The 17,412-nt window shown below is 69.4% G+C and carries 16 protein-coding genes; 11 read left to right on the top strand and 5 right to left on the bottom strand.

Annotated features, from left to right (window positions below):
* Positions 1 to 44: 44 nt before the first annotated feature.
* The 8 genes from ACIRHA_RS20110 (at position 45) to ACIRHA_RS20075 (ending at position 9,111) form a co-directional block, all read left to right on the top strand.
* Positions 45 to 785 carry a YcnI family protein gene (locus ACIRHA_RS20110; protein ID WP_403847326.1) on the top strand — a complete coding sequence of 247 codons (741 nt, stop codon included), beginning with the start codon at positions 45 to 47 and terminating at the stop codon, positions 783 to 785.
* A 78-nt stretch (positions 786 to 863) separates the two neighbouring features.
* Positions 864 to 1,547, top strand: a complete 684-nt coding sequence (locus ACIRHA_RS20105; RefSeq protein WP_403847323.1) for an SCO family protein — start codon at positions 864 to 866, stop codon at positions 1,545 to 1,547.
* A complete protein-coding gene (locus ACIRHA_RS20100; protein ID WP_403847320.1) occupies positions 1,544 to 2,008 on the top strand; it encodes a copper chaperone PCu(A)C in 465 nt (154 codons plus the stop codon). Before ACIRHA_RS20105 ends, ACIRHA_RS20100 begins: the two co-directional genes overlap by 4 nt.
* Before the next feature lie 16 nt (positions 2,009 to 2,024).
* Positions 2,025 to 3,941 carry a copper resistance CopC/CopD family protein gene (locus ACIRHA_RS20095; RefSeq protein WP_403847318.1) on the top strand — a complete coding sequence of 639 codons (1,917 nt, stop codon included), beginning with the start codon at positions 2,025 to 2,027 and terminating at the stop codon, positions 3,939 to 3,941.
* An 8-nt stretch (positions 3,942 to 3,949) separates the two neighbouring features.
* Entirely contained in the window at positions 3,950 to 5,278 is a 1,329-nt protein-coding gene (gene efeB / locus ACIRHA_RS20090) for an iron uptake transporter deferrochelatase/peroxidase subunit (protein WP_403847315.1), read from the top strand.
* 109 nt (positions 5,279 to 5,387) lie between these two features.
* Positions 5,388 to 6,323, top strand: a complete 936-nt coding sequence (gene pheA, locus ACIRHA_RS20085) for a prephenate dehydratase (RefSeq protein WP_403847313.1) — start codon at positions 5,388 to 5,390, stop codon at positions 6,321 to 6,323.
* A gap of 632 nt (positions 6,324 to 6,955) precedes the next feature.
* Positions 6,956 to 8,227 carry a serine--tRNA ligase gene (gene serS, locus ACIRHA_RS20080; RefSeq protein ID WP_403847311.1) on the top strand — a complete coding sequence of 424 codons (1,272 nt, stop codon included), beginning with the start codon at positions 6,956 to 6,958 and terminating at the stop codon, positions 8,225 to 8,227.
* Between the two features lie 59 nt (positions 8,228 to 8,286).
* Positions 8,287 to 9,111 carry an HAD family hydrolase gene (locus ACIRHA_RS20075; RefSeq protein WP_403847309.1) on the top strand — a complete coding sequence of 275 codons (825 nt, stop codon included), beginning with the start codon at positions 8,287 to 8,289 and terminating at the stop codon, positions 9,109 to 9,111.
* 428 nt (positions 9,112 to 9,539) lie between these two features.
* Here ACIRHA_RS20075 and ACIRHA_RS20070 read toward each other — a convergent pair whose 3' ends face one another.
* The 5 genes from ACIRHA_RS20070 to ACIRHA_RS20050 form a co-directional block, all read right to left on the bottom strand.
* Entirely contained in the window at positions 9,540 to 9,761 is a 222-nt protein-coding gene (locus ACIRHA_RS20070; RefSeq protein WP_403847307.1) for a hypothetical protein, read from the bottom strand.
* A gap of 101 nt (positions 9,762 to 9,862) precedes the next feature.
* Positions 9,863 to 10,582: an ABC transporter permease gene (locus tag ACIRHA_RS20065; RefSeq protein ID WP_403847304.1), complete on the bottom strand. Its 720-nt coding sequence runs from the start codon at positions 10,580 to 10,582 to the stop codon at positions 9,863 to 9,865.
* A gap of 9 nt (positions 10,583 to 10,591) precedes the next feature.
* On the bottom strand, positions 10,592 to 11,503 hold the full coding sequence (locus ACIRHA_RS20060; protein WP_403847302.1) for an ABC transporter ATP-binding protein: 912 nt from the start codon (positions 11,501 to 11,503) through the stop codon (positions 10,592 to 10,594).
* Positions 11,500 to 12,402 carry an ABC transporter permease gene (locus tag ACIRHA_RS20055; RefSeq protein WP_403847300.1) on the bottom strand — a complete coding sequence of 301 codons (903 nt, stop codon included), beginning with the start codon at positions 12,400 to 12,402 and terminating at the stop codon, positions 11,500 to 11,502. The genes ACIRHA_RS20060 and ACIRHA_RS20055 overlap by 4 nt, the downstream gene beginning before the upstream one ends.
* Positions 12,399 to 13,418: an ABC transporter ATP-binding protein gene (locus tag ACIRHA_RS20050; RefSeq protein ID WP_403847698.1), complete on the bottom strand. Its 1,020-nt coding sequence runs from the start codon at positions 13,416 to 13,418 to the stop codon at positions 12,399 to 12,401. The genes ACIRHA_RS20055 and ACIRHA_RS20050 overlap by 4 nt, the downstream gene beginning before the upstream one ends.
* A gap of 250 nt (positions 13,419 to 13,668) precedes the next feature.
* Here ACIRHA_RS20050 and ACIRHA_RS20045 point away from each other — a divergent pair, with 250 nt between their 5' ends.
* The 3 genes from ACIRHA_RS20045 to ACIRHA_RS20035 are packed head-to-tail and all read left to right on the top strand — an operon-like array spanning position 13,669 to position 17,260.
* Positions 13,669 to 14,511, top strand: coding sequence for a M24 family metallopeptidase (locus ACIRHA_RS20045; RefSeq protein ID WP_403847297.1), 843 nt, complete (start codon positions 13,669 to 13,671; stop codon positions 14,509 to 14,511).
* 11 nt (positions 14,512 to 14,522) lie between these two features.
* Positions 14,523 to 16,301 carry an SDR family oxidoreductase gene (locus tag ACIRHA_RS20040; RefSeq protein WP_403847695.1) on the top strand — a complete coding sequence of 593 codons (1,779 nt, stop codon included), beginning with the start codon at positions 14,523 to 14,525 and terminating at the stop codon, positions 16,299 to 16,301.
* Positions 16,298 to 17,260 carry a MerR family transcriptional regulator gene (locus ACIRHA_RS20035; RefSeq protein WP_403847295.1) on the top strand — a complete coding sequence of 321 codons (963 nt, stop codon included), beginning with the start codon at positions 16,298 to 16,300 and terminating at the stop codon, positions 17,258 to 17,260. Before ACIRHA_RS20040 ends, ACIRHA_RS20035 begins: the two co-directional genes overlap by 4 nt.
* Positions 17,261 to 17,412 lie beyond the last annotated feature (152 nt).

Here is a 17,412-nt window from a genome sequence, read left to right as displayed (position 1 = left end):
TTCACCTGTCGCTGGATCCCGCTGAACGTGGAGTTCTCCCTGTCATGAAGAAGATGTCCCGCGCCGCTCTCGTCGGTGCCGCCGCCGTCTCCTCCGTCGTCCTCGTGTCCGCCCCCGCCTTCGCGCACGTGAGCGTGCAGCCGGAGGGCGAGGCCGCCAAGGGCGACTACGCCGTCGTCGACTTCAAGGTGCCCAACGAGCGCGACGACGCCGCGACCACCAAGGTCGAGGTCAACTTCCCCACCGAGCACCCGCTCGCCTCGGTGATGCCCGAGCCCGTGCCCGGCTGGAAGGCCGACGTCACCAAGAAGAAGCTCGACAAGCCGATGGAGATGCACGGCGAGAAGATCACCGAGGCCGTCTCCAAGGTCACCTGGACCGCGACCGGTTCCGGCAAGGAGAAGGGCGTGCAGCCCGGCTACTTCCAGAAGTTCCCGGTCTCCATCGGCCAGCTGCCGACCGACTCCGACCAGCTCGTCTTCAAGGCGATCCAGACGTACGACAACAAGGAGGTCGTGCGCTGGATCGAGCCGCAGCAGAAGGGCCAGGAGGAGCCGGAGAACCCGGCGCCCACGCTTGAGCTCTCGGCCGCCTCGGACGACGGGCACGGTGCCTCGGGCGCCTCCGACGACGGTGCCAAGAAGGAAGCCGCCGCCGCGAGCACGGACTCCGGCGGTTCCGGCAGCGACACCACCGCCCGCACCCTCGGCATCGTCGGCATCGTCGTCGGCGCCGCCGGTGTGGCGTTCGGCGTCACGGCGGGCCGTCGGCGTACCAACAGCTGAGCCACCCTCGGTGGGTGCCGGGGTCGCGGTGGGCGACCCCGGCATCCGCCGGCCACCTCACATCTGGGACATTTTTCTATGCGCAACCCCCGCAAGTATTCGAAGTTCAACAGGAAGAGCCTGCTGGCCGCGGTCGGGCTCGTCACCGTCGCGACCTTCGCCCTGTCCGCCTGCGGCAGCGGCGACGACAGCGGCAAGCCCGTCGCCGAGGTGTCCTCCGACAGCGGTGCGAAGAAGGCCGCGACGGTCCTCGACAAGCCGTTCAAGAAGCCGGATCTGGTCCTCACCGACACCCACGGCAAGAAGTTCGACCTGCGCGAGCGGACCAAGAACAAGCCGACGCTGATCTACTTCGGCTACACGCACTGCCCCGACGTCTGCCCGCTGACGATGAGCAACATCGCCGTCGCCAAGAAGTCGCTGCCCAAGGCCGAGCAGGACAAGCTCCAGGTCGTCTTCGTCACCACCGACCCGGACCGTGACACCCCGTCCGTGCTCGGCAAGTGGCTCAAGGCGCAGGACAAGGACTTCATCGGCCTGACCGGTGACTTCGCCACCATCCAGGGCAGCGCCCGCACGCTCGGCATCTCCATCGAGCCGACGCGGAAGGACAAGAACGGCAAGACCGTGTCGATGCACGGCACACAGGTCATCGCCTTCTCGCCGAAGAACGACGCCGGTTATGTGCTGTACGGCGAGGACGCCACCGTCGACGACTACTCCAAGGACCTGCCCAAGATCGTCAAGGGGGAGAAGCCGTGAGGCGCACGCCCCTCGCCCTCGGGGCCCTCACGCTCGCGGCGGGGCTCGCCCTGACCGCCTGCGGTTCCGGCTCCGAGGCCGCCGACAAGCCCGATGTGAAGGTCGAGGGCGCGTTCATCCCCGCGCCCGCCTCCGGCGACATGGCGGCCGGGTTCTTCACCGTCCAGAACAAGGGTGCCGCCGACACCCTCACGTCCGTGAGCAGCGGTATTTCCCAGAAGGTGACCCTGCACAGCACCAAGGGCGGTGTGATGAAGGAGCAGAAGTCCTTCGCAGTGCCCGCGAACGGCGAGCTCGACTTCGAACGCGGCGGCAACCACCTCATGTTCGAGAACCTGAAGCGCAAGCCTGCTGAGGGCGACAAGGTGTCGGTGCAGCTGCACTTCGCCAAGTCCGGGACCGTCAAGGTCTCCTTCCCGGTGAAGGTCGCCACCTACAACCCGTCGCACGCTTCGCACTGAAGGGGCTGACCTGTACGTGAAGACCATCGCTCCCCGCACCTGGCAGCTGGTGCTGCTCTTCCTCGCCGTCAGCGGCGCACTCCTGGCCGGCGCCGTTCCCGCGTCCGCGCACGCCGCGCTGACCGGAAGCGACCCCAAGCAGGGAGCGGTGGTCGCCACGGCACCGGAGAAGGTGTCGCTCACCTTCTCCGAGAGCGTCGCGATCTCCGACGGCGCGGTCCGTGTCCTCGACCCCGCGGGCAAGCGTGTCGACGACGGAAAGGTCGCCCATCCCGGCGGCACGACCTACGCGGTGGGGCTGCACTCCGGCCTGCCCGACGGCACGTTCACCGTCAGCTACCAGGTCGTCTCCGCCGACAGCCACCCGGTCGCCGGCGCCTACACCTTCTCCATCGGAGCGCCGTCCAAGACGACCGCGGTGGTGGCCGACCAGAACGCGGGCGGCGGAGTCGTCGGCGGGATCTACGGGGTCGCGCGCTACGTCTCGTACGCGGGCTTCGCACTGCTGGTGGGAGGCGCCGCGTTCGTGCTCGGATGCTGGCGGCGCGGTGCGGGCAGCAAGCCGGTGCAGCGCGTCGTGGTCGGCGCCTGGACCACGCTCACCGCCGCCACCCTGGCCATGCTGCTGATGCGCGGCTCGTACACCGGGTCCGGGAAGCTCGGCGACGTCTTCGACATGTCGCTGCTCGGCCAGGTCCTGCAGACGAAGACCGGCGCCGCGCTCACGTCCCGGCTGCTGCTGCTCGCGGCGGCGGCCCTCTTCATCGCGGTGCTCTTCGGCGCCTACGCGAAGAAGAACGAAGCCATCGCCGAGGAAGACAGCGACAAGGAGGGGGAGAAGGAGCGCAACGACCTCACCTTCGGGCTCTCCCTTGGCGGCGCCGTCGTCGCGGCCGGGCTCGCCGCCACCTGGGCCATGGCCGAGCACGCCTCGACCGGCCTCCAGGCGGGCCTCGCGATGCCCGTCGACGTACTGCACCTGCTGGCCGTCGCCGCCTGGTTCGGCGGGCTGACCACGCTGCTCGTCGCCCTGTACCGGGTGCCGACGATCGAGGGATCGGCCGTGCGCCGCTTCTCCCGGGTCGCCTTCTGCAGCGTCCTCGTCCTCGTCGCGACCGGGCTCTACCAGTCGTGGCGCCAGGTCGGTTCCTGGTCGGCACTGACCGGGACGGCGTACGGGCAGCTGCTGATGGTGAAGGTCGGGCTCGTCGTCGTACTCGTCGGCGTCGCCTGGATCTCCCGGAAGTGGACGGCTCGGCTCACCGAGACCGCGGCCGCCGCCCCGGCTGCGGAGGGACAGGTGTCCGAGGTCTCCGAAGAGAAGGAGCCGGTCTCCGTGACCGCCGGAGGGAAGGGCGCGAGCCCTGAGCGCGCCGCCCAACTCGCCCGGCAGCGCGCCGCGATGGCGAACGCCCGTGAGAAGCGGGTGCGCGACGCCGATCCGCACCGCTTCGGGCTGCGCCGCTCGGTGCTCGTCGAGGCGGGCATCGCGGTCGTCCTGCTCGCCGTCACCACCGTGCTGACGTCCACCGAGCCGGGCCGCACCGAGGAGGAGGCCAAGTCCGCCACCTCGGCAGCGCAGGCGCAGACCGGGCCGCTCTCCCTGAAGCTTCCGTTCGACACCGGCGGCTCGGACGGCAAGGGCACCGCCCTCCTGGAGATGGACCCCGGGCGCACCGGCAACAACGAAATGCACCTCTACATAGAGCGGCCGAACGGCAAGGCCTTCGACGTTCCCGAGGTGAAGCTCGCCCTCACCCAAGAGGCGAAGAAGATCGGGCCGCTGCCCGTCGTGCCCGACCACATCGCCACAGGGCACTGGACGGCGAGCGGCGTACAGATCCCCGTGGCGGGCGACTGGAAGGTCGCGCTGACCGTGCGTACCTCGGACATCGACCAGATCACCATCAACAAGAACGCGAAGATCGGCTGAACCGCCCCATGGCTGACACGTCTGACACGTCTAACCCGGCCGACATCGCTGACACGGCCGACACGGCTGATACCAAGAGCGGCACCGGGTCCTCCCCGCAGGCCGCAGGCATCTCGCGGCGCCGACTGATCGGGACGGCGGGTGCCACCGGCGTCGCCCTCGGCGCCGTCGGTGCGAGTGCGGGGTACGCCGTGGCGTCCTCGAACTCCCCCGAGCAGCAGGCCACGTTGACGTCGATCGGGGCGGACGAGGTGATGTTTCACGGGAAACATCAGCCCGGCATCACCACCGCGATGCAGTCCCGCGGCCATGTCGTCGCATTCGACCTGGCGGCGGGCGCGGGGCGCAAGGAGGCCGCGGCCCTGCTGCGCCGCTGGTCGGCGACGGCCGAGCGGTTGATGGCGGGCGAGCCCTCGGCCTCGGACGATACGGATGTGGCCCGGGACGCGGGCCCCTCCTCGCTGACGGTCACCTTCGGCTTCGGCCACAGCTTCTTCTCCCGTACGGGACTCGAGAAGCAGCGCCCCGCCGCCCTCGACCCGCTGCCGGACTTCTACTCCGACCACCTCGACAAGGCGCGCAGCAACGGCGATCTGTGGGTGCAGATCGGCGCCAACGACTCGCTCGTCGCGTTCCACGCGCTGCGCGCGATCCAGAAGGACGCGGGATCCACGGCCAAGCTGCGCTGGCAGATGAACGGCTTCAACCGCTCGCCGGGGGCCACCACCCACCCGATGACGGTCCGCAATCTGATGGGCCAGGTCGACGGCACGGGCAATCCCAAGCCCGGCGAGGCCGACTTCAACAAGCGGATCTTCGTGCCGGGTTCGGGCTCCGCGCAATCCCCCGCCTGGATGGGAGGCGGCTCGTACGTCGTCGTACGCCGGATCCGGATGCTCCTCGACGACTGGGAGAAGCTCTCCACGGCGGCACAGGAGCACGTCATCGGGCGCAAGAAGTCGAGCGGCGCCCCGCTGACCGGCGGCAAGGAGACCACCGAGCCGGACCTGGAGAAGACCGACGCGAACGGTGACCTCGTCATCCCGCTCAACGCGCACGCCCGTATCACCCGGCCCGACCAGAACGGCGGATCCGCGCTGCTGCGCCGCCCGTTCTCGTACCACGACGGCTACGACGAGGACGGTGCCCCGGACGCCGGCCTGCTCTTCATCTGCTGGCAGGCGGACCCGCTGCGGGGCTTCGTGCCGGTGCAGCGCAAGCTCGACCGCGGCGACGCCCTGTCGAAGTTCATCCGGCACGAGGCGAGCGGGCTCTTCGCGGTGCCGGGCGGTGCGGAGAAGGGCGGCTATGTGGGGCAGCCGTTGCTGGAGGGATAGGCGGGGCCGGGAGGTGCCGTCGCAGGGCGGCCAGACGGGCCTTCGCCGCGTGGAGTGGCTCCTGAGGTATCCGTGAGCCCGGCCTCGTACGGCGCATTAGGGTGAGCCCATGCCAGCCAGTTACGCGTATCTCGGCCCCGAGGGCACCTTCACCGAAGTCGCCCTGCGCACGCTCCCGGAGACGGCCACCCGGGAACTCGTCCCCGTGGTGTCCGTGCCCGCGGCGCTCGACGCCGTCCGCGGCGGCGAGGCCGAGGCCGCGTTCGTGCCGATCGAGAACTCCGTCGAGGGCGGCATCACCACGACCCTCGACGAGCTGGTCGCCGGCGAGCCGCTGATGATCTACCGCGAGGTGCTGCTCGACATCACCTTCGCGCTGCTGGTGCGCCCCGGCACCGCGATCGCCGACATCAAGACGGTCACCGCCCACCCGGCCGCCCAGCCGCAGGTGCGCAACTGGATGAAGGACAACCTGGCAGCGGACGTGACCTGGGAGTCCGCAGCGTCGAACGCCGACGGCGCGCGCCTCGTCCAGGAGGGGCGCTACGACGCCGCGTTCGCCGGCGAGTTCGCGGCCGAGAAGTACGGGCTCGTGCCGCTGGTCACCGAGATCCACGACGCGGAGAACGCGCAGACCCGCTTCGTCCTGGTCGGCAGGCCGGCCCGGCCCGCGGCGCCCACCGGCGCGGACAAGACCTCGGTCGTCATCTGGCAGCGCGAGGACCACCCCGGTGGGCTGATGGAGCTGCTCCAGGAGTTCGCCATCCGCGGGGTCAACCTGGTGCTGCTGCAGTCCCGGCCCACCGGTACGGGCATCGGTGACTACTGCTTCGCGATCGACGCGGAGGGGCACATCGCGGACCGCCGGGTGGCGGAGGCGCTGATGGGGCTGAAGCGGGTGTGCCCGGAGGTGCGTTTCCTCGGCTCTTACCCGCGGGCCGGGGTCGCCGTCGAGGATGTGCGCGCACCGCGCTCGGGAACCTCGGACGGCGAGTTCGTGGCGGCGTCCGACTGGCTGGCGCGCTGCCAGGACGGCCGGTTCTAGGGCCTCGCCCGACGCTTCCTGCCGGATCCGGGTTTTCCACCGCCGGGTCCGGCTCCTTTTTGTCTGCACAGCCGGTCCTACCAGCGGATTTTCTTCATCCACAGAAGTTATCCACAGGGCGCCTTCTCGACCTGGGGACAAGTCGACAGGAAGGTGCCGGTTGGTCGACAAATCGGCCTACAGGCCCCAGATGCGTCCACAGCCCGGCAGGTCACCCTTCGTCCATGCATTTCCCTTGATCAACTCTTTGGAGTGAAGCATTTCCACCCGAAAGTGAGCTTGCAAGTGGTTTGAGTGGGGAATTCTTCGTTACGCATGCGGCTTTCGGAATGATCTCCTCCGGCATCCACAGATCATTTTCACAGCCTGTGGATAACTTTCCGGACGTGCGCGTCACTGTGGACAGCGGGCCCTCAAGTCCCGCCCATGACAAGGGGATCGGGTCAAGGCGAAGCGCCTCATCTGCCCCTTTCAAGGGAAGGTGTCGGGTTTCCTTGACACGCCTTTCGAGCCCCGAGTGGATCTTTTCCGGCCGCACTCCATCCTTAATTCACATTCCGGCAAATAGGGCATAAGGGAGTGCAACGGATATCGGGTCGTGGGCCGGAAGCGGGCAACGGTAACCTTGAGGGGTGATTGACCTTCGCCTGCTCCGTGAGGACCCCGACCGTGTTCGCGCCTCCCAGCGCGCCCGTGGAGAGGACGTCGCGCTTGTCGACTCCGTCCTGTCCGCCGATGAGCGGCGCAGGTCGTCCGGGCTCCGCTTCGACGAACTCCGTTCCGAGCAGAAGTCGCTCGGCAAGCTGATCCCCAAGGCCTCTCCCGAGGAGCGCCAGGAGCTGCTGAAGAAGACGGGCGAGCTCTCCGCCGCGGTCAAGGCCGCAGAGGCCGAGCAGCGCGAGGCCGAGGAAGAGACGCAGCGCCTCGCCCTCCAGCTCGGGAACATCGTGCACTCCGACGTCCCGCAGGGCGGCGAGGAGGACTTCGTCGTCCTGGAGACGCACGGCACGATCCGCGACTTCGGCGCCGAGGGCTTCGAGCCCAAGGACCACCTGGAGCTCGGCGAGGCGCTCGGCGCCATCGACGTCGAGCGCGGCGCGAAGGTCTCCGGCTCTCGCTTCTACTACTTGACCGGTGTCGGCGCGCTCCTGGAGCTCGCGCTCGTCAACGCGGCGATCGCGCAGGCCACCGAGGCCGGCTTCACGCCGATGCTGACCCCGGCCCTGGTGCGCCCGCGCGCCATGGAGGGCACGGGCTTCCTCGGCCAGGCCGCCGACAACGTGTACCACCTGGAGAAGGACGACTACTACCTGGTCGGCACCTCCGAGGTCGCGCTCGCCGGCTACCACATGGACGAGATCCTCGAGGCGGACCAGCTGCCGCTGCGCTACGCCGGCTTCTCGCCGTGCTTCCGCCGCGAGGCCGGCACGTACGGCAAGGACACTCGCGGCATCTTCCGCGTGCACCAGTTCGACAAGGTCGAGATGTTCTCGTACGTCGACCCGGCGGACGCGGAGAACGAGCACCAGCGCCTCCTCGAATGGGAGAAGCAGTGGCTGACCGGCCTCGAACTGCCCTTCCAGGTGATCGACGTCGCCACCGGTGACCTCGGCTCCTCGGCCTCGCGCAAGTTCGACTGCGAGGCGTGGATCCCGACGCAGGGCAAGTACCGCGAGCTGACCTCGGCCTCGAACTGCGACGGGTTCCAGGCGCGCCGTCTGTCGATCCGGATGCGCGACGGCAAGAAGACGCAGCCGCTGGCGACGTTGAACGGCACGCTGTGCGCCGTCCCGCGCACCATCGTGGCGATCCTGGAGAATCACCAGCAGGCCGACGGCTCGGTGCGGGTTCCGGAGATGCTGCGGCCCTACCTTGGGGGACGCACCACCCTGGACCCCAAGTAATCGCAGCCTGAACGGCCTGCGCGGCCGTGCTGCCTGTATCTCCTGGAGCCGAACGCCAAGTGAGCCACCCCGCTCCCCTCGCCCCTGCCTTTCCGTACAAGCTCGTGGCGACCGATCTCGACGGAACGTTGCTGCGTTCCGACGACACGGTCTCCGGGCGCACGCGTGACGCGCTCACCGCGGCCACCGCGGTGGGCGCCGCGCACATCATCGTGACCGGCAGGGCCGTGCCCTGGACTCGGCACATCCTCGACGACCTCGGCTACGAGGGCCTCGCGGTGTGCGGCCAGGGCGCGCAGGTCTACCACGCGGGGGAGCACCGGCTGCTCACCTCGGTGACGCTCGACCGGCAGCTGGCGGGCCTCGCGCTCGCCAAGATCGAGGCCGAGCTCGGCCCGCTGGCGCTCGCCGCGAGCCGCGACGGCATCGAGGGCGAGGTCATCGTCGGGCCCGGCTACGAGGTGCAGGAGGGCCCGCTCCCGGTCGTCCCGTTCACGGAGCTCGCGGAGCTGTGGGCGCAGCCGCTCAACAAGGTGTACGTCCAGCATCCGGGCCTGACCGACGACCAGCTGGCGGAGGTCGCGCGCACCGTCGCCGGCGGCCTGGTGGGGGTCACGATGGCGGGCGAGGGCATCGTGGAGCTGCTCCCGCTCGGCCTCTCCAAGGCCACGGGGCTCTCCCTGGCGGCCCGCCGCCTGGGCGCGAAGGCCGTCGACACGATCGCCTTCGGCGACATGCCCAACGACATCCCGATGTTCGGATGGGCGTCCTACGGCGTGGCCATGTCGAATGCCCATGAGGAGCTCAAGACGGTGGCCAGCGAGGTGACGTCGTCGAACGAGGAGGACGGCATCGCGGTGGTCCTGGAGCGGATGCTCGGCTGAGCCGTGAGGTGGCGGTCGGCCGCTCCCACGACACGGGGCTCCGCCCCGGACCCCGCGGGCTCACGTCACGAGAGCGGGGCTTGATCGTGTCCGGACCTCGCGGGTTCTCGTCCAAGAGCAGGGCTTAAAAGTACCTGCGTCGAGGGCCGGTCCCGGCACAACCGGGGCCGGCCCTCGATGCAAAGGGTGGGCGGCCCGCGTGCCACGGAAGAAGGACACGCGCTCGAAGCGGCCGCCCCGGGCAACAACCCCTGGGCGGGACTCGACGGAGTGCAATGGCTACTCCGGAGCCTGCCTCGGGCCGCCCTGCCGGGAGCTCGACGGACAACTGAATGACATCGCCGCGCTCCTCTCCCGGTCCTCGGACGCCACGGTCGGCGTGCTGACACATCTACTGTGCCGCGCGGCGAGGGCCCGACGCCACCGAATTACCGGCGGCGCCACCTGCGCCGCCGCGCCTTGCTGAAGAACCACCCCGCGGGCGGCTCGTCCGAACGCCACGGCTGGGGCTCGGGCTTGCCCGCCCGCCACCGCTCGGCGAGCATCCGGGCCCGCGCGGAGGGTTCGGTCGCCTCTGCTGCGCGTATGAAGTCGGTGTCCAGGACCACGTCGTCCCAGGCGTCCCCCTCGCGGTTCGGTTCCGATGCCATCGCGGTCCTCCGGGTCTTTCGGCAGGGCGGCCCGAAGAACGGCGCACCCTCCCACCAGTGTCCAGGTGAGAGGGTGAAATCGGCGTCAAGAACCGATGTGCCTACTCTTCGCCGGCCAGCTTCAGGGTCCGCAGCTTCTGCCCGGCGTACCAGGTCGCCAGGACCGTCACCACCACCAGGAGCACCGTCGCGAGCGGCAGCCCCACGTCCGAGGTGACGAGGTCGCCGCCGGCCACCTTCTGGGCGACCGCGAGCGACCACTGCTGCACGCTGAGCGTGCGCGCCCCGGAGACCAGGGACCCGAACAGGGCCTCCCATACGAGGGCGTAGACGAGGCCGAAGACGACCGCGTGCCGGGTGACCGTGCCGAGCAGCAGGAAGATCGCCGCGTAGGCGATCGAGGCCACCAGGGCGGCGATCGTGTAGGCGACGGCGATCTGCTGCCCGTTGCCGTTCAGGATGAAGCCCGCGATGAGCGTCGGGACGGCGGAGAACACCATGGTCACGCCGATCGCCACGATCAGCTTGGTGAAGATGATCGTGGGCCGCTTGAGCGGCTTCGACAACAGATAGACCACGGAGCCGTCATCGATCTCCGGGCCGATGGCCCCGGTCCCCGCGATGACACCGATCAGCGGCACCATCGTGGCGAGCGCGAAACCGCCGAGCAGGTCGGACGCGGTCTGGTCGTCGGCCCCCGTGAGCCCGCGCACGAGCGCGGAGATCACGACCAGGAGCACGGGCAGCGCGAAGAGGATGAGGGCCCGGCGCCTGCCGAGCAGGGCCCGGTAGGTGAGTCGGGCGACAGTGGGGTCGTACATCAGGGCCTCCTACGCCGCGACCAGATACGAGAAGACGGACTCGAGGGACTCGTCGGACGGCGAGACCGTGAGCAGCCGGATGCCGTGCGCCTGCGCGACCTTCGGGAGCAGCGTCGTGAAGCGCCCGAAGTCGACGGCCTGGACATGCAGCGCGCCCTCCTTCAGGTCGACCTCGATGCCCGCCGTCGACGGGTCCGCGATCAGTACGGCGGCCAGCGCCCGGTCGTCACTGGAGCGGATCAGGTAGCGGTGCGGGCGGTCGGTCATCAGGCGGCGGATCTTGCGGAAGTCGCCGCTCGCGGCGTGCCGGCCCGCGACGACCACCTCGATGTGGGAGGCCAGTTGCTCGACCTCTTCGAGGATGTGCGAGGAGAACAGGACCGTGCGGCCCTCGTCCCCCATGCGCCGCAGCAGCTCCATGAGCTGCATGCGCTGGCGCGGGTCCATGCCGTTGAACGGCTCGTCGAGCAGCAGCACCGACGGCGTGTGGACGAGCGCGGAGGCCATCTTCACGCGCTGCCGCATGCCCTTGGAGTACGTCGAGATCTTGCGGTCCTGCGCGTACTCCATCTCGACCGTGGCCAGCGCCTCCCCGGCCGCCTTCTTGCCGAGGCCGTGCAACTCGGCGTTGGCGACGACGAATTCGCGGCCCGTGAGGAAGTCGTACATCCCCTCGCGCTCGGGGACGATGCCGATATGCCGGTAGATCTGTTCGTTGCGCCAGATCGGCTGTCCGTCGAGGGTCACCGAGCCGTTCGAAGGGGCGAGGAAGCCGCCCATCATGTTGATGAGCGTGGACTTCCCCGCACCGTTCGGACCCAGCAGGCCGGTGACGCCGGGGCCGATGTTCATGGTGACGTCGTTGACGGCGACCACGTTGCCGAACCAGCGTGAGACGTGGTCGATGTTGATCGTGGTCACAGTCCGACCTTCCGGTAGCGGCGCATCAGCAGCCCGTAGGAGCCGGCGATGAGCCCGAGGACGACGAGCAGATAGACGAGGCCCTGGCCGGCCGAGGGTCCGTGTGCCCCGGGGAAGGACGAGCTCGCTCCGAGGAACGCGGTCTGCACTCCGTCGATGAGCGTGATCGGTGAGAAGAGACCGAGCCAGGTCACCGCCCCGCCGTTGTCCTGGGCGTCGGCGATCGCCTGGACCGTGGACACCGCGCCGTAGGAGATGGTCAGGACGGCGATGACGGCGGCGATGCCGAACCCGCGACGCGGGGTGACGGCGGAGACGACGAGACCGATCCCGGCGAAGAGCAGCGACAACAGCGCCACGGATACCAGTCCTTGGGCGAATCCCTTGGTCTGCTCCGTGAAGTCCAGCTTGGCGAGCAGAGAGCCTACGTAGAGCACGACCAGCGGCGCGGCCGTGAGGACGAACAGGGCCGATGTCATGGCGGCGAATTTCGCGACCACGTAGTCGACGCGCTCGATGGGGCGGGAGAAGTAGAGCGGGATCGACTTGAAGCGCAGGTCGAGGGAGACCGCGTTCGGCGCGGCGGACGCCACGTAGAGGCCGATCACCGCCTGGAGGATGACCGCGTAGCGCGTGTAGTCGACGGGCAGGTCCTTCGCCTTCGTGGCGACGGCCACCGCGACCATGATCAGCGCCGGTACGCACATCACGATGAAGAGCAGCATCGGCAGCACCTTGGACTTGGCCGAGCGGCCGAGTCCGTAGGCAGCGCGCAGGCTCTGCGAGAAGAGCGAGCGGCGGGCGTACGCGCGGCCCAGACGCTGGCCGTCGTAGTGGCGGTAGCCGATGTTGTGGATCTGGGTGGACACGTGGTCCACAGGGCTGGGCTCGGTGGTCATCGCGCCGCGCCTCCCGTCTGCTGCGATGCGGCGGTGGCCGCCCAGGCGGCGGCGCGCTCGGAGTCCTGCTCCGGCTGCTGCTCGGCCTCGGGGCGGAAGACCTCCGCGATCTGGTGCCTGCGCTGCTCCATGCGGACCAGGCCGAGGCCGAGGTCCGCGACGACGTCGCGCACGATGTCGTACGTCTCCTCGCCCTGCGCCGTGAGGAGGACGGTGTGCCCGGCACCTGGCAGCTCACCGCCGGCACTGGTCTCGATGCCGCGCTGCGCGAACGCCTCACGGAGCGCCTTTGTCCCGTCCGGGTGTTCGTCGCTGTCGGTGACCTCGATCGCCAGCACCGCCGTGGCCTGCGTGAAGTCCGTGGTGGAGCTGGAGCGCAGCAGCTTGCCGCCGTCGATGACGACGACGTGGTCGCACGTGCGCTCGAGCTCGCCCAGCAGGTGCGAGGTGACGAGGACCGAGATGCCGAAGTCGGTGTGCACGCGCCGGATCAGGCCGAGCATGTCGTCACGGCCGACCGGGTCCAGGCCGTTCGTCGGCTCGTCCAGGAACACCAGCTGCGGGTCGTGCACGAGCGCCTGGGCCAGCTTCACGCGCTGCTTCATGCCCGTCGAGTAGCCGCCGATGGGGCGGTAGCGCTCCTCGTACAGGCCCACGTGCCGCAGCGTGTCGGCGGTGCGCTCGCGGGCTGCCGTGGGCGGCAGGCCCGACATGCGCGCCATGTGGACGACGAACTCGGTCGCCGAGACGTCCGGCGGCAGGCAGTCGTGCTCCGGCATGTAGCCGACGCGCTCACGGATCTTGGGACCCGATGAGGGGTCCGCGACATCGAGCCCGAGCACTTCGGCTCGGCCCTCCGTCGCGGGGGACAGACCAAGCAGAATCTTGATCATGGTGGACTTGCCGGCTCCATTGGATCCGACGAGTCCGGTCACACCGGGCCCGATGTCCATGGTCAGCCGGTCAAGCGCGGTCACCTTGGGGAACCGCTTGCTCAGGCTTTCGGTCGCGATCACAGTCACGGTTCGACCGTAGTGGCGCAGGCCACACCAATTCGTCAGACCGTGGGGTCGACCTCGTCTAAGACCTGAGTATTACGGATCCCTAGGGGTCCACCCTGAGTAGACCGTGCAGGCATCAGTAGACCGTGCAGGCCTCTTGACGCCGCCGCCAAGCATTGTCACATTCATCAGTGTCAAGTTACGAACGCGTACGGCGACGACCCGGTCACGAACCGGGGCGGCCGCGACCGGGACGGACGGTGGCATGACCTCAGCGGTGGTACGTGAACTCTCGGCGGAACTGCGGGGGTTCAGAGAAGTACAGAGGCTCGCGTACGCCTGCGCGGAATCGGTCGCGGCGCAGCTCAAGCCGGGCGTGACCGAGCGCGACGCGGCGCGGATGCAGCGGGAGTGGCTGCGCGAGCGCGGGGTGCGGGACTGGTTCCATCTGCCCTTCGCCTGGTTCGGGGACCGCACCGCGTTCGTGAACTTCCGCGTACCGCTGCAGTTCTTCCCGACGAACCGGAAGCTGGAGGCGGGGATGCCCTTCATCCTCGACATGGCGCCGGTCCACCAGGGATACACCGCGGACATCGGCTACTCGGGCTGCCTCGGCCTCAACCCCGTGCACGACAAGCTGCTTTCGGACCTCCAGGCGCACCGCGAGCTGCTCCTGCGCGAGGTGCGCGAGCGGCGCTCCCTGCGGGAGATCTACGAGGACGTGGAGCGGTTGATGGTCCGCCAGGGCTATGCGAACCGGCACCGGGCGTATCCCTTCGGTGTGATCGCGCACAAGGTCGACCGGGTCAAGGAGCGGCGGATCAACCCCACGCTGTTCGGCTTCGGCACCCAGTCCCTGAAGGGCCTGGCGAGCGACGCGCTGCACGGGCACCGGGACGGCTGGTCGCCGCTGTGGTCGCCGTACAAGTTCTCCGACCACCCGCCGCAGCCCGGGCTGTGGGCGGTCGAACCCCACCTCGGGTTCCGGGGCACGGGCGCCAAGTTCGAGGAGCTTCTCGTGGTCACGGACTCCAAGGACCCGCAGGAGAGCGCCTTTTGGCTGGACGACGATCTGCCGCACGTGCGGCGCTGGGCGGAGGGCATCTGATGACGGACCTGATGAAGATCGACGGCGCGCGCGAGCGCCGGGTGCGCACGGGCGGTATCGACCTGTGCGTCGTCGAGCTGGGCGAACCCGGCGGGGCCGAGCGGCCGACGGTGGTGCTCGTGCACGGCTACCCGGACTCCAAGGAGGTGTGGTCGGAGGTCGCCGCGCGCCTCGCGGACCACTTCCACGTGGTGCTCTACGACGTACGCGGACACGGCAGGTCGACGGCGCCGCAGCCGCTGCGCGGCGGCTTCACCCTGGAGAAGCTGACCGACGACTTCCTGGCGGTCGTCGACGCGGTGAGCCCGGACCGGCCCGTGCACCTGGTGGGGCACGACTGGGGTTCGGTGCAGTCGTGGGAATTCGTCACGGTCAAGCGCACGCAGGGCCGCATCGCGTCCTTCACCTCGATGTCGGGCCCGTCCCTCGACCACTTCGGGCACTGGATCAAGCAGCGCATGAAGAAGCCCACGCCTGCCAAGGTGGGCCAGCTGCTCGGCCAGGGCGCCAAGTCCTGGTACGTGTACATGCTGCACACGCCCGTGCTGCCCGAGCTCGCCTGGCGCGGTCCGCTCGGCAAGCGCTGGCCGAAGATCCTGGAGCGCGTCGAGCGGGTCCCCGCGGGCGACTACCCGACGTCGTCGCTGCCCTCGGACGCCGCCCGCGGGGCCTGGCTGTACCGGGACAACGTGAGGGCGCGACTGCGCCGCCCGCGCGAGGACGCGTACGCGCACGCGCCCGTACAGCTCATCACGCCGCTCGGGGACGCCTTCCTGTCGCCGAGGCTGTACGACCAGCTGGAGCTGTGGGCGCCCCAGCTGACGCGGCGCGTGCTGCCCGCCAAGCACTGGGTTCCGCGCACCCGTCCCGACCAACTCGCGGCCTGGATCACCGAGTTCGTCACCGCGCACGAGGGGCAGGAGGCGGGGGTACCCGCGCAGCGCCCCGCGGCCGACGGGAAGCACGCGGACCGGTTCGCCGGTCAGCTGGTCCTGGTGACCGGTGCGGGCAGCGGCATCGGCCGGGCCACCGCGTTCGCCTTCGCGGAGGCCGGCGCGCGGGTGGTCGCCGTCGACCGGGACGCCGAGAGCGCCGCGCGGACCGCCGAGCTCGCCCAGCTCATAGGTGCCCCGCAGGCATGGGGCGAGACCGTGGACGTCACCGACGAGCAGGCCATGGAGAAGCTCGCCGAGAAGGTCGCCGCCGAGTACGGCGTGGTCGACGTCCTGGTGAACAACGCGGGGATCGGCCTGTCCGGCTCGTTCTTCGACACCACCCCGGAGGACTGGAAGAAGGTCCTCGACGTCAATCTGTGGGGCGTCATCCACGGTTGCCGCCTGTTCGGCAAGCAGATGGCCGAGCGCGGGCAGGGCGGCCACATCGTGAACACCGCGTCCGCGGCGGCGTACCAGCCCTCGAAGGCGCTCCCCGCGTACTCGACCTCCAAGGCCGCCGTCCTGATGCTCAGCGAGTGCCTGCGCGCCGAGCTGTCCGACCAGGGGATCGGGGTCTCCGCGATCTGCCCGGGACTGGTGAACACGAACATCACAGCGACGGCCCGCTTCGCCGGGGTGGACGCCGAGGAGGAGAAGCGCCGCCAGAAGAAGTCCTCGCGCCTGTACGGCCTGCGCAACTACCCGCCGGAGAAGGTCGCCGCGGCGATCCTGGAGGCCGTCGTGCACGACAAGGCGGTCGTCCCGGTCACCCCGGAGGCCCGCGGCGCCCACCTCATGTCCCGCTTCACACCCAAGGCCCTGCGCGCGGTCGCCCGGATGGAGCCGCCACTGTGAGCGTCGACGGCACGGATCAGCCGGTCGCCGAGTACCGGATCGAGGACCTGGCCCACCACAGCGGTGCCACGGTCCGCACGATCCGCGCCTATCAGGACCGCGGGCTGCTGCCGCGGCCCGAGCGCCGCGGTCGGGCCAACGTGTACACGGACACGCACCTGTCCAGGCTGCGCCAGATCGCCGACCTGCTGGACCGCGGTTACACCCTGGCGTCCATCAAGGAGCTGCTGGAGGCCTGGGACGCGGGGCGCGGCCTGGGCGGCGTGCTCGGTCTGGTCGCGGAGGTGGACGGCCCGTGGACGGACGAGCTGGCGGAGCGCATCACGCGCGCGGAGCTGGACGAGCGGTTCGGCGGCGTACCCGACGAGGCCGCCGTGCGGGACGCACTCGAACTCGGCGTACTGGAGCGTGCGCCCGGGGAGAACGACGAGTTCCTCGTTCCGAGCCCCCAAGAACTGGCGGTGGCCGTCGAGTTGCACGCTGCGGGTGTCCCGCTGTCCGCAATTTCCGGTCATCTGAGGGAGTTGAGGGGTCAGGTCGAACATATAGCGGCGCGTTTCCTGGAGTTCACCACCGAGCATGTCTTCGCGCGCTATCTCGGCCCGGAGCCGCCGACGGACGCGGAAGCGGCCGAAGCGGCCTCGCTCGTGCGGCGGCTCCGGCCGCTCGCGCAGCAGTCCGTGGACGCCGAACTGGCCCGCGCGATGCGGCTGTTCGCCACCCGGCACCTCCGTCACCACCTCACCGAAGGACCGGCGGCCGAGGCAGTGGATGAGCAGCAATCCATCGCGATACCCGTGGAGACAATGCGGGCTGTGCGCAGGCTTGTTGGTCCTGAGCAGGTCTCGGCGTTCATCACGGCCGCAGCCGAACGTGAGGTACAGACAAGGACATTGGACTCATTGACCTCAAACCCCAGCAATACGCCCACTGTTGGCGAAAAGGGTTCTGTCGCTTGAGAGTTGTCCACAGAATCGCCAACTGGCCTGTGGATAACTGGACTTGGCTGTGGATCAAACATGCGGGCCAAAATTTCTGGATTGAATGCAAGAGAATTCGAGGGGCCCCGAGGGGGACTCGGGAGAGCTCCGGGCGAGATGTGAGGGAAATC

Source organism: Streptomyces sp. NPDC102360, from assembly GCF_044766085.1.
In the GTDB taxonomy this organism is placed as follows: Bacteria; Actinomycetota; Actinomycetes; order Streptomycetales; family Streptomycetaceae; genus Streptomyces.
The sequence above is the reverse complement of the archived record's forward strand: the minus strand, read 5'-3'. Positions and strand labels throughout refer to the sequence as shown.